Origin of the sequence: Streptomyces sp. NPDC127106 (genome assembly GCF_042677605.1) — a bacterium.
In the GTDB taxonomy this organism is placed as follows: Bacteria; Actinomycetota; Actinomycetes; order Streptomycetales; family Streptomycetaceae; genus Streptomyces.
The window spans coordinates 7,199-19,197 of sequence record NZ_JBHXTC010000032.1 but is presented as its reverse complement, the minus strand read 5'-3'; the positions used below and the strand labels follow the sequence as shown (position 1 = coordinate 19,197).

At 75.3% G+C, this 11,999-nt stretch carries 7 protein-coding genes; 2 read left to right on the top strand and 5 right to left on the bottom strand.

The genetic code is table 11. From position 1 onward, the window contains the following. The first annotated feature begins 400 nt into the window (after positions 1-400). The gene (locus tag ACFVGY_RS24305; RefSeq protein WP_385680695.1) at positions 401-1,408 is read left to right on the top strand and encodes a M23 family metallopeptidase; all 1,008 of its coding nucleotides are present in this window, start codon (positions 401-403) and stop codon (positions 1,406-1,408) included. Here ACFVGY_RS24305 and ACFVGY_RS24300 read toward each other — a convergent pair. The 4 genes from ACFVGY_RS24300 to ACFVGY_RS24285 form a co-directional block, all read right to left on the bottom strand. Beyond that, on the bottom strand, positions 1,317-2,636 hold the full coding sequence (locus tag ACFVGY_RS24300; RefSeq protein WP_385680693.1) for a PrsW family intramembrane metalloprotease: 1,320 nt from the start codon (positions 2,634-2,636) through the stop codon (positions 1,317-1,319). The genes ACFVGY_RS24305 and ACFVGY_RS24300 overlap by 92 nt on opposite strands. Positions 2,637-2,686: 50 nt before the next feature. Beyond that, a complete protein-coding gene (gene trmB / locus ACFVGY_RS24295) occupies positions 2,687-3,499 on the bottom strand; it encodes a tRNA (guanosine(46)-N7)-methyltransferase TrmB (protein WP_385680691.1) in 813 nt (270 codons plus the stop codon). A gap of 241 nt (positions 3,500-3,740) precedes the next feature. Continuing rightward, positions 3,741-4,940, bottom strand: a complete 1,200-nt coding sequence (gene lhgO, locus ACFVGY_RS24290) for an L-2-hydroxyglutarate oxidase (RefSeq protein WP_385680689.1) — start codon at positions 4,938-4,940, stop codon at positions 3,741-3,743. Between the two features lie 48 nt (positions 4,941-4,988). Further along, positions 4,989-6,641, bottom strand: a complete 1,653-nt coding sequence (locus ACFVGY_RS24285; RefSeq protein ID WP_385680687.1) for a sporulation protein — start codon at positions 6,639-6,641, stop codon at positions 4,989-4,991. Between the two features lie 718 nt (positions 6,642-7,359). Between ACFVGY_RS24285 and ACFVGY_RS24280 the strand changes: the two genes are divergently transcribed. After that, complete coding sequence (locus tag ACFVGY_RS24280; RefSeq protein ID WP_385680686.1) at positions 7,360-9,585, top strand: asparagine synthase-related protein; 2,226 nt, start codon at positions 7,360-7,362, stop codon at positions 9,583-9,585. An 86-nt stretch (positions 9,586-9,671) separates the two neighbouring features. Here ACFVGY_RS24280 and ACFVGY_RS24275 read toward each other — a convergent pair whose 3' ends face one another. Then, positions 9,672-11,723, bottom strand: coding sequence for a sigma-70 family RNA polymerase sigma factor (locus ACFVGY_RS24275; RefSeq protein WP_385680685.1), 2,052 nt, complete (start codon positions 11,721-11,723; stop codon positions 9,672-9,674). Positions 11,724-11,999: the final 276 nt, after the last annotated feature.

The window sequence follows — 11,999 nt, the reverse complement described above, 5'->3', positions numbered from 1 at the left end:
TCTGTCACAGACTGCGCGTGACTCCTACAAACACACCCCCCCCCCCACACCCCCCCCGCCCCGCCCGCTCGCCCCCCCCCCCCCCCCACCCTCGTCCCGCGCGCCGTCACGCTGCGTGAGTGAAATGACGCCCTCCGCAAGCTTTGTGACGGGCCATCAAGATACTGATGTGGCTGAAGAGATGCGGAATTGCCCGGCGTTTTGCCCGAGTTGACCTACTTAAGTGGGATTAATCTGGGCCAAATGTGGCCAGTGTGGCACCGGTTGGCCGAAACGATCATTCGCAACGGCTTGGAATCAATCCCTTCCGTCTATTACCGTTCGATAACGCAGCGCGGTCGTCCCAGCCGTCGCAAGAGGCGGTGCCCTGCGCGTGCGTGTCCCTGAGGAGTGTGCCCCGGTGGCCTCCAACTTGCCTGCCCTTGAAGGCGTCGAGAACCAGGAGCCGCCGTCCGCCGGCGCCTGGGGCGAGTGGAACCCCACCGAGGACTCCGTGCGCCCGATCCGCGGCAAGCACCGGAACGCCAAGGGTGGCGGGGGACTTGCCCGCAGCTCCACCGTCCTCGGCGTCGGCATCATCGCCGCGGTCGGCGCCGGCGGCATCGCGACCGCCCAGAACCGTCCCCAAGTCCCCATATCCATGCCCTCGTTGCCGGGCCTGTCCGACGACGACTCCGACGCGGACACCCGCCGGGCCGACGCGGACGCGCGGGACGCGAAGGCCGCCTCCGTCGCGCAGTCGCAGGACCAGGCCGACGCCGGCGAGGTCCTGCGCACCCGCATCCTGCAGCAGGCCGAGACCCAGCACGAGGCCGTCGACGTCCAGACCCGGATCCAGGCCGAGCAAGCAGCGCGCGAAGCGGCCGCCGCGGAGGCCAAGGCCAAGCGGGAAGAGGCCGAGAAGGCCGCCGAGGAGGCCCGGGCCGCCGCCGAGAAGCAGGCCAAGGAGGCCGCCGAGGCCAAGGCCAAGGCCGCGGCCGAGGCCGAGCAGGAGCAGGCCGCCAAGCCGTCCGGCAGCTACTTCCTGCCGACCTCCTCGTACACCATCACCTCGTACTACGGCGCCGCCGGCTCCATGTGGTCCTCCGGCCACCACACCGGCCTCGACTTCGCCGCCCCCACCGGCACGCCCGTCAAGGCCGTCGGCGCCGGGAAGATCACCTCGGCCGGCTGGTCGGGCGCGTACGGCTACCGGATCGTCCTGCAGCTGGAGGACGGCACGGAGGTCTGGTACTGCCACCTGTCCTCGATGTCCGTCACCTCCGGCCAGGTCGGCGCCGGAGACACCATCGGCCGGGTCGGCGCCACCGGCAACGTCACCGGGCCCCATCTCCACCTGGAAGTGCGCAAGGGCGGCTCCACGGTGGACCCGCTGTCGTGGCTCCGGTCCAAGGGCCTGACGCCGTAACCGGATCACCGGAAACGCTGCTGCGCGCCCCCGGTACGAACCCCCGCCCGGCGGGGGCCGGCCGCCGCGGCAGCAGGTCCTCCAGGACCGCCGCCCGGGACAGCGCCGGACCCGCCGTCGCCCGGCGCAACCACAGTTGGTGCAGCAGCTCCCGCTCCCGGCCCGCGAAATCCGGGTCCCCGGCCGGGCCGCTCCGCGCCCCGTGCCGCAGCAGGGCGAGCGCGGCCGCGTCCGCCTCGTACCGGGCCACCGCCCGCCCCGCGGCGCGGCCCCCGCTGCGCCGTGCCAGCGCCCGGGCCAGCGAGCGGGCCGGCATCGACACCAGCGCCGGTACCTCGGCCGGGCCCAGCCAGCCCGCCGCCGCGTACACCGCGAGCTCCCCGGCGACCGCACGCAGCCTGCGGCGCCTTATCCGCACCGCCAGGCCCAGCAGCCCCCCGAACACCGGGACCATCACACAGCCGTAGATCCAGTAGAAGCCGTTCTCGCCGAGCCGCGAGGAGCAGTTCCACAGCGCGTGCATGACCATCGCGAGTGCCAGGCCGAGCAGGGGCAGCCCGGTCCGCAGCAGCCGCGCCCGCGGCCGTCCGCCGGCGACCGCGGCGGCCGCACCGAACCCCAGGCCGGTCAGCACCGTGAACAGCGGGTGCGCGAACGGGGAGAGCACGATCCGTACGAAGAAGGTCGCCGCCGTCACCGAGTCGAGCGCCCCGACCCCGCTCCGCAGGTCCTCCGTGAACGCGTTGCCGAGGTACAGGACGTTCTCGGTGAACGCGAACCCGGTGGCGGTGAAACCGGCCACCACGAACCCGTCCGCGGGGCCTGTGAACTGCCTTCTTCGGAACGCGAACACCAGCAGCAGCGCCGCCGCCTTGGCGCTCTCCTCCACCACCGGGGCGATCACCACCGAGCCGAGCCGGTCGGCGTCGTCGGGATCCGCGGTCGCCGCGGAGATCCACTCCGTGGCGAAGTCATTGGCCAGTATGGCGATCAGGGCCGCGGTACAGGCACCCCAGCCGCAGCAGAACAGCAGCTGCGCCCAGGGCCGGGGCGCGGCCCGGCCCAGCCACCGGAAGGCCGCCATGAGCAGGGGCACCGGCAGCACGGCCAGGCCGAGGCCGACGAGGAACCCGGGAGTTCCGGTCTGCTCCCGAACGAGTTCGAGGATCGTCAGCCCCGATGCGGCCAGCACGGCGAACACGCACGCACGGACACGAACTCGGAACACATGATGACTCTAACGACCCGTCCCGACACGGGGAGTGACCTTCGGGAAGGTCAGGGCTTCTCCGCCCGCCGGAAGAGCAGGTCGTGCACGACGTGCCCCTTGTCCAGGCCCTGGCCCTCGAAGCGGGTGAGCGGTCGGAAGTCCGGCCGCGGCGCGTAGCCGCCGTCCGGCTGGGTGTTCTCGAACTCCGGGTGCGCGGTGAGCACTTCGAGCATCTGCTCGGCGTAGTTCTCCCAGTCGGTCGCGCAGTGGAGCACTGCCCCGGGCGCCATCCGGGTCGCGGCCAGGTCGAGGAACTCGGGCTGGATCAGGCGGCGCTTGTGGTGGCGGGCCTTGGGCCACGGGTCCGGGAAGTAGACCCGGATCCCCTGGAGGCAGGCCGGCGGCAGCATCTCGCGGAGCAGGATGATCGCGTCGCCGTTCGCGACGCGGACGTTGTTCAGCCCGTTGCGCTCGGCGAGCGCGAGCAGGTTGCCCTGGCCGGGGGTGTGCACGTCGACGGCGAGGATGCCGGTGTCCGGGTCGGCGGCGGCCATCTGGGCGGTCGCCTCGCCCATCCCGAAGCCGATCTCCAGGACGACGGGCAGCCCGTCGAAGAGCCGGTCGAGGTCGATGACCTCGCGGCCGTCGATGTCCAGGCCCCAGGTGCCCCAGAGCCGCTGCAGGGCGGCACCCTGCCCGACGGTGACGCGGCTGCGGCGCGGCTGGAAGCTGCGGATCCGCCGCTCGTGGTGCGAGCCGGCCGGGTCGGGCGCGGGCCCGTCCGGGAACCGCGGCTCGGTGCGCCACTTGGGCGGCACGTAGGAGGACGCCTCCGGCGCGGCTTCCGGGAGGCTGGGCTGGGGCGTAAGGGACTCAGACACAATCCCCGCATTCTACGACCCCCCGTCCTCCCCCCGCCCGGCCCGTCCACGCTCACCGCACCCCGCCCGAACCCGGGCCCCGCCGAATCCGGCCCGCGCGGCGTTCGAGCGACGTTCGAGCGGCGTTCCGGGCGAGCAGCATCCGGAGCGGGTCCGGAGCGGAGCCCCGGGGTGCCCGTGGCCGGGATGCCCCGGCGGCGGCCCACAGGTCAGGCGGCGCGCAGGTCAGGCGGCCCACAGGTCAGGCGGCGCGCAGGGCGGCCAGGCCCCGACGGGCGATCTCCCGCCCGATCGGCAGCGAAGCCGTGGCCGCCGGCGACGGCGCGTTCAGCACGTGCACCGTCCGGTCCGCCTCCCGGATCAGGAAGTCGTCGACGAGCGTCCCGTCCCGCAGCACGGCCTGCGCCCGCACCCCCGCCTCCGCACGCCGCAGATCCGCAGCCCTCACCGCCGGCAGCAGCCGCTGCACCGCCTCGGTGAAGGCCGCCTTCGACAGCGACCGGTGGATCTCGCCGGCCCCGTACCGCCAGTGCCGCAGGGCCATCCGCCAGGATCCCGGCCAGGCGAGCTCGTCGGCGACGTCCCGCGGCCGGACCACACCCCACCCGTACCCCTCGCGGGCGAGGGCCGGCACCGCGTTCGGCCCGACGTGCACCCCGCCGCCGATGCCCCGCGTCAGGTGCACCCCGAGGAACGGGAACGCCGGATCCGGCACCGGGTAGACCAGCCCCCGCACCAGCTCCGGCCGCAGCAGGTCGTAGTACTCGCCCCGGAACGGAATGATCCGCATCCCCGGGTCGTCCCCGGCGAGCCGCGCGACCCGGTCGCACTGCAGGCCCGCGCAGTTCACCAACACCTTGGCCCGCACCACCACGCCCGCGGACGTCCGCACCGCCACCGCCGACGCGCGCCGCGAGACGAGGTCCACGGCCCCGCCGTAGACGATGTCCGCCCCGGAGGCCTCGGCCAGCTGCCGGGCCACCTGCCCGTAGTCGGCGATGCCGGTCGTGCCGACGTGGATCGCGGCCAGCCCGCGCACCTCCGGCTCGTACTCGGCGATCTGCGCCGGGCCCAGCTCGCGCACCGGAATGCCGTTCTCCCGGCCCCGCTGCACCAGCGCGTGCAGCCGCGGCAGCTCCTCCCGCCCGGTGGCGACGATCAGCTTGCCGGTGACCTCGTGGTCGATCCCGTGTTCCGCGCAGAACTTCACCATCTCGGCCGCGCCGCGCACCGCGAAGCGGGCCTTCAGCGATCCGGGCCGGTAGTAGATACCGCTGTGGATCACCCCGCTGTTGCGGCCGGTCTGGTGCCGGGCCGGGCCGGACTCCTTCTCCAGCACCACCACCCGGGTCCCCGGCGCCAGGCGCGACAGGGCGTACGCCGTCGACAGTCCGACGATGCCACCACCGACGACCAGCACATCGCAGTCGAGCCTGCCCAAGCTGCCACCTCCCACCCTGCATACTGCACCCCGCCACCGACAGCAGTGCTACGCGGGGGCCACCAGCAGCGGCCGGGCCCGTTCGCGCAGCTCCGCGACGCGCGGCTCGTCCCCGTAGGGTTCCAGGCGGTGCAGCAGGTCCCGTACGTATTCGGTCGTCCGCGCAGAGGAGATGCGGCCCGCGACCTCCACCGCGCGGGCGCCGGCCGCGCACGCCGCGTCGAGGTTCCCCGACTCCAGCTCGGCGACCGCGCTCACCACCAGCCGCAGCCCGTGCGAGCGCACGTACTCCTCGGTGGGGCGGGACAGCGCCTGTTCGGTGAACCGTCGTACCTGCCGGGGAAGTTTGAGGTCCCGGTAGCATTCCGCCGCGTCCGCCGCGAAGCGGTCGTACGAGTAGAAACCCAGCCACGTCGGGTCGGGGTCGGCGTCCCGGGCCCGCTCCAGCCAGCCCTCCGAGGCCCGCAGCGCGGCTTCCGCGGCCGCCGAGTCGCCCGCCTTCGCGTGCGCCCGGGCCTCGATCAGCCGGAAGAAGCTCATGGTGCGGGCCGTGGCCAGGCCCCGGTTGCGCTCGACGGCAGCCTGCGCGAGGTCGACTCCCTCGTCGGGGAAGTCCCGGTACGTCGCCTGCAGCGACATCGAGGCCAGGACGTACCCGCCGAGCGGTACGTCCGCCGCCGCCCGGGCCAGGCGCAGCGCCTGGATGTAGTAGCGCTGGGCGGCCTCCTGCTGGCCGGTGTCGAAGGCCATCCACCCGGCCAGCCGGGTCAGTTCGGCGGTCGCGCCGAACAGGGCGCGGCCCACCTCGTCGCTGTACGAGCCGAGGAGCAGCGGCGCCGCGTCGACGCGCAGGCACTCGGGCACCATCGACGAACGCCAGTCCCCGCCGCCGTACTTGGAGTCCCAGCGGCGCGCGTCCTCCGCGGCTTCGCGCAGCTTGCTCACGTCGCTGTGTCCGACGCGCTGCGGCGAGGCGTCCGAGAGCCCGAGGACCGTCGGCACCGCGGGCGGGGCGTGCGGCGTTTCGCCCGAGGGCGGGGCGGGCACAACCGCCGACGCGGGGGGTGAGGAGGGCCCGGTCGGGACGGCGGAAGCGGAAACGGACGCAGTGGCACCGGTGGAGCCGGAGCCGGAGCCGGAGGAACCGGAGCCGGAGGAGGTGGAGCCGGAGGGGAGGGACGGCGAGGCCGACGACACGGCGGACCGGGCCGGGCCGGCAGCGGCGGGTTCGCGCGCCACCGAGCTGTCGGCCGGAGATATCAGCCAGCGCGAGGCTGGCGTCGCGTACGCCGACACGGAGAACGAGCCGGCCAATGACTGCCAGATCCCGCCACCGCCCCGCCGGCCGGCGAGGTCGAGCCGGTAGAGGTCGGTCGCGGAGCGCACCGCGTCGCCGACGTCCCGCGGGAAGGAGAGCCCGACCTCGGGCGCGGGGTCCGCGTCCGCCAGCCCGATCTCGTGCAGCGGCACCGGCCGCCCGAGTTTCGCCCCGATGGCGGCGGCGATCAGGTGGGGGGCGGCGCCCTGCGGCACCATCCCCTTGGACACCCACCGCGCCACCGAGGTCTTGTCGTAACGAAGCGTCAGGCCGCGTTGTGCGCCGAGGTCGTTGACGCGCCGGGCCAGTCCGGCGTTGCTGATGCCCGCCAGTGCGAGGACGGCGCCGAGCTTCTCGTTGGGTTCGCGGAGCTCCCTGGACATGCGCCACCCCTCGTCACACGCGGAACGCACACAACTCATACGCACGCACGCACACCCACTCACCGGTGCTCACCGGCACTCGTGCGCCGCCGGGGCATAGGCGCCCGGCATTTCGTAAACCCAGCGTAGTTCCCCGCCTCCCAAGCGTTAAGGCCTCGACTTCCGTATGGCGGGATTGTTGTCCGCTCGCACAGTCGGGCCCGGGCCTCCGCCGAGGGCGCGCGCCCCCCGGCGCGCCCCTGGCCGTGCTCCGCCCGTGTGGCCGTGCGCCCGCCCGTGCGCTCTGGCCGGTACCGGGCCCCCGGCGATTCGATGTGCGGTGCGTGGGTCGGCCCGCTGCGTGGATCCGGTGGGCCGGGGGATGCCGCTGCCTCAATCCCCGCGGGTGGCGGAACGGTCCGGGGGGTGGATAACGCCTCCCGGACCGCGCCCGCGCGCCGTACCGCCTACTGCTGAAGTGCCGCCTGAGCACTGCCGACGTGCCGCCGACGGGCCGCCGAAGAATGGCCGAAACCGACCTATGGGGCGGGGGGAACGGAACGTCAAATACCGAGTGTCCAGGGCGTGTTCGTTCGCACGTACGCCCTCCTCGGTCACTCCCGCACGCCCGTCTCGTGGCAGCATGGACCCGAGCCACCCGGGGTCCAGCCGGCCGCGCCCTCATGCTGCCCGGCCCGTGCACGCCCCGGTCGATTGCCCACGGGCTGGGGAGGCGGCGGTGCGCTGGTTGGTGGGGTGGAGCAGTATCGCCGCGAGCTTCGGCACGGCCGGCCGCGTCTCCGGCCACGCCGGCCGGGGCGGCCGCGGCCCGTACGGCACCCAAGCCGCCTACGGCCCTCCTCCCGGCTTCGACGGGGGCGGCCTGATCACCGGCGGCATCGCCGACGCCTCCCACCCCGACGACCCCGCGGGCCACGAAGCCGAACGCACCGTCGTCCCGGTCGGCGCCCAGCTCCTGTGGGGGGACCCCGACCCGCTCTGGGCCGTCGGCGACTGGCGCCCCGACGAGATCCGCACCCTCACCGCCGACCCCGGCGACCCCTTCACCCGGATCGCCGTCTTCGGCTGCTGCGGCGCCACCGACGCCGAACTGCGTCGCGCCCTCGTCGCCGCCCGCGGCGGGGCCCTGCGCCACCTCACCCAGTGGTCCGGCAGCCACACCGTCGTCGTCCAGACCGGCCGCCGCATCACCGTCGTCGGCGACCTCGCCGGCGCCCGCCCCGTCTTCTACACGCCGTGGGCCGGCGGGACCGCGTACGCCACCGCCGCCCTCCCGCTCGCCGACCTCATCGAGGCACAGCTCGACATCGGCCACCTCGCCGCCCTCCTCGCCTGCCCGGACAGCCCCGAGGCACTGGGCGACGGCACACCGTACGTCGGCGTGCGGCGCATCCCGCCCGGGCACGCCCTGATCCTGCGCGAGGGCTCACGGGAGATCACCGGGTACGAGCCCGTGGCCTCCCTCGCCGTCGCCGCGCCGGCCGCCGATCCCGACCGGGCGGTCGAGGGCGTACGCGAAGCATTGGTGGACGCGGTGCGCGCCCGGCTCACGGCCCCCAGGCATGCTCCCGACACCCTGCCGCACGACCCGGGGCCGGTGCCCGGAATGGGCCCCGCCGACCGGCGCGCGGCACGCGGCGCGCCCGTACCGGGAGTCGGCGCCGACCTCTCCGGCGGCAGCGCCTCCGCCACCCTCGCGCTGCTCGCCGCCGGCCTCCCCGGCCAGCCGGGCACGGTCACCAGACGCACCGGGGAACGGCTGCTGGCCGTCACCTTCAACGACCTCGCCACCCCCCAGGGCCGCGAGGACGAACTCGAACGGGCCCGCGCCATCGCCGCCAACCCCCGGCTGCACCACGTCGTCGTCGCCGCGGCCGATGAAGCCCTCCCGTACGCCGACCTCGACGGGCCGCTCACCGACGAACCCGGGCCCTCGCTGGTCTCCGCCGCCCGCGAACGCCGCCGCCTCGCCGCCGGCTCCGCCGACCACTTCGTCGGGCACGGCGCCCGCCAGGTCCTCGACGCCCACCCGGCCCGCCTCGCCGACCTCCTCATGGACCGCCGGCGCCGCCACCTGCTGCGCCCCATGGCCGCCCTCGCCCGCTCGGCCACGGCGGACTCGCCCGCCTCCCTCCTCGTCCCCTTCTCCGTCTACTCCGCGGCCCGCCGCCTGGCCCGTACGCCGTACCGCACCGGCATGGAGGCCGCGGCGGCCCGGCTGCGCGAGGGCGACGTGTGCGACGGGCCCTCGTCCGGACCGGTCGACGCCTCCCTCGCCGCCCTCACCTGGTCCCGGCCGGGCCCCGCCGCGGGCTGGTTGACCGGCGAGGCGCTCGCGGAAGTATCGATCCGCCTCGGGGCCGCCGCTGGTCGGCCGCCCTCCTCGCTGCGGCCCGGCGAGGCCCGCGCCCGGTCCGCCCTGGCCCGCCACGCCGCCGACCACCGCGTCTTCGAACAGGCCGCCGAGGTCCGCAGCCAGCGCCTGCACGCCCCGTTCCTCGACAATCAGGTCGTTCGGGCCGCCCGCGCCCTCCCGGAGTCCCTGCGCGTCCAGCCGGGGGCGCGGGCCGCGATCCTGCGCAGCGTGCTGTCCTCGGCCGGTGTCCGCGAACTCCCCCCGGGGTGGGGCGCCACCGCCCACACCCCGAACGAGGCCGCCACCCGCCTCGGTCTGCGCGCCGCCCTGAACTCCCTGCTCGCCCTGTTCACGACGCCGCTCCTCGCCGATGCCGGCCTGATCGAGGCGCGCGTCGTCCAACAGGCCCTGCTGGACGCGGCCGAGGGGCGCCCCGTTCCGCTGGACGGCCTCGCCGAACTCGTCTCCATGGAGCTCTGGCTGGGCCGCCTGCTCAACCGCCGCGGCACCTGCTGGACGGGCACCACCACACCTCGCCGCCGAGCCGTCCCCAACGGGGTCCCCACCCCCCGCCCAGCCCTCTCCTGACCCCGCACGCGCTACCGGCTGCTGGAGATCATCCGCGAGTACGCCGCCGGGCGCGGGCCCGTCCCCGCCCGAGGCGGTCGCCGTCCTCAGCGGCAGCTGATCACCGCGTCGGCCCAGCTCGCCAACGCCGGCATCCGGCCCCGTCCCACTGGCTCGACCACCAGTCGAACCGTCTCGTGTCCGGTGAGGGGGACGCTCACGGCCGCCGCCGGGTCGTCGTGGCCGAGCGGGCCCGACCGCCAGAGCCGCTGCCCGTCCGCGTACACCGAGAACCGGACCTTGCCGTCGGACAGCAGCGACAGGCCGTCCACCCCGGCCCGCGCCGAGAACGAGCTGCACTGCCGGTTGAGGGCGATCTCCACGGAGGAAGGGGAGTGGACGCTGATCCCGTGTGCGTAGCGCCGGTCGGCGATCTCCAGCCCCCAGCGCTGCCACACCCAGCTGCTGCGCCAGGTCTGCAGCTCGGGGCCGCTGTGGTCGCCGAGCACGGAGTGGGCGAGCCCGGCCAGCTGGTACCCCCGCGGTGGCTGCGGCGGGCTCGGGGTGGGCGAGGGCTTCGGCGGCGCCGGGCTGGGCGTCGCGGAGGGAGGCACCGACGGCGCCGGCTTCGGAGCATCTGCCGGGGGCTTCGGCGCGGCCTGCGACGCCGTCGCCGATGCCGATGCCGATGCGGATGCGGGGGGAGCGGGCGGCTCCGCCGGCTTCGACGCGGGCGGTACGGGTACGGACTCCTGCGCGGCCGGCGGCTCGGACGCAGCCGGGGCCGGGACCGGGGCCTGGCTCGAGCTCGACGGCCGCGGCGCCGGGACGGCCGGCGCGGCCACGCCGGGCGTGGGCCTCGCCTGGGGCACCGGCTCGGGCTCGTCCCCGGCCAGCGCGAACACCACCCCGGCCGCCGCGGCGACCGCGAGCCCGGCGGCGAGGGCGGCCTTGGCCGGCACCCCGATCCCCTCGGACATCACCGCCCCGCCGACCCCGCCCCCGGAACCCGCACTCCCGACACCGGCGCCCGCAGCCCCGCCGGCGGAAGCCCCACTCGCAGCCGACGACGCACCGGCGGCAGACCCACCCGCAGCGCCCGAGGCACCCGCCGCCCCCGCCGCACCCGCGCCGGCCGCGGCAACTCCCGCGCCTCCCGCGGCGACGGCACCGCCGGCCACCACGCCGGCCGCCTTCGCCGCGTACCCGGCGGCGAACCAACCGATGACCGCGACCGGCAGCAGCGCGGGAATGCCGGCGTTGACGTCCTTCAGCTCGCCGGCGGCCAGCCGGCACTTGACGCACTCCTCCAGGTGTTTGCGCAGCCCCCGCTCAGCCCGCATCCGCAGCCCGCCACGGGCATAGGCGCCCAGCCGGTCCGCGTACCGCGCGCAGTCCCCGCCCGCACTGAGCGCCGAACTCACATGCGCCTGCAGGTACGCCTGCTTGAGGCCCTCCCGGGCCCGGCTGGCCAGCACCGCGGTCGCGTTGGCGCTCAGCCCGAACAGCGGGGCGATCGCGCTCGGCGGGGAGTCCTCGACCGTGGTGTGCCACAGCACGGCCTGCCACCGCTCGGGCAGGCTCCGGAAGGCCTGCACGGCCAGCGACTGCTCGGCCTGGCGCATCGCCCGGACATCCGCGCCCGGTTCGAGCGCGTCGTCCCCGGACAGGCCGGACAGCCCGCTGCCGCCCTCGGTGCCCGCGGCGGCCCGTTCCGCGAACAGGGCGAAGTCCTCGACGAGATGCTCCCGCTTGGCCGTCTTCGCCCATGCCGCGGCGACCCGCCGCACCGTGGTCAGCAGGTAGGCCCGCACCGCCTGGTCCGGTCCGGCCCCGCCGCGTACCGCCTGCAATGTCCGCGCGAACACCTCGGCGGTCAGGTCGTCGGCCGTGTGCCCGTCCCGGCAGCAGGTCCGCGCGTAGCGCCGTACGGAATCTGCATGCCGGCGGAACAGCTCCGCGTACGCCCCGTCATCCCCGGCGCGCATCAAGGCGATCAGGTCGCCGTCGGACGGCGGCAGCTCGCTCGCGGCGGCACCCGGGCGGGCGTGTCGGCCGCGTGGCCCGCGCTGCGCCGGGACCTGCCGCACGGGCCGGCTTTCCGCCCCGACCTCGCCGCCGGCTCCACCGATCGGTTCTTCCCGACCGTCAACGCTCATCGCGGAAGCTCCCGCATGCCAGACTCAACCGGTACACCGTTCAAGCCTGTCACACGGGGGCCGCACGCCGAACCCCCCTCCACGCCTTCCACCCGTCCGGGCAACCCCCGGCCGAGCGCCGAGCTTGACCTCCCCCGCCGGAGTGAACCCCGCGCTCCGGAGCCACGGACGACCGAAAGAGGCGCGCCCGGCCCCCCCCCGCCGCGGCGCGGCGCGGGCCGGGCGGCCCCCCGGGGGGGGCGGGGCGGGGCTCGCCAGGGGGGGGACCGCCCCCCC

Excerpts from the sequence above, each read along its gene's own strand:
- ACFVGY_RS24285 (WP_385680687.1), bottom strand. The coding sequence starts at position 6,641 with ATGTCCAGGGAGCTCCGCGAACCCAACGAGAAGCTCGGCGCCGTCCTC.
- ACFVGY_RS24275 (WP_385680685.1), bottom strand. The coding sequence starts at position 11,723 with ATGAGCGTTGACGGTCGGGAAGAACCGATCGGTGGAGCCGGCGGCGAG.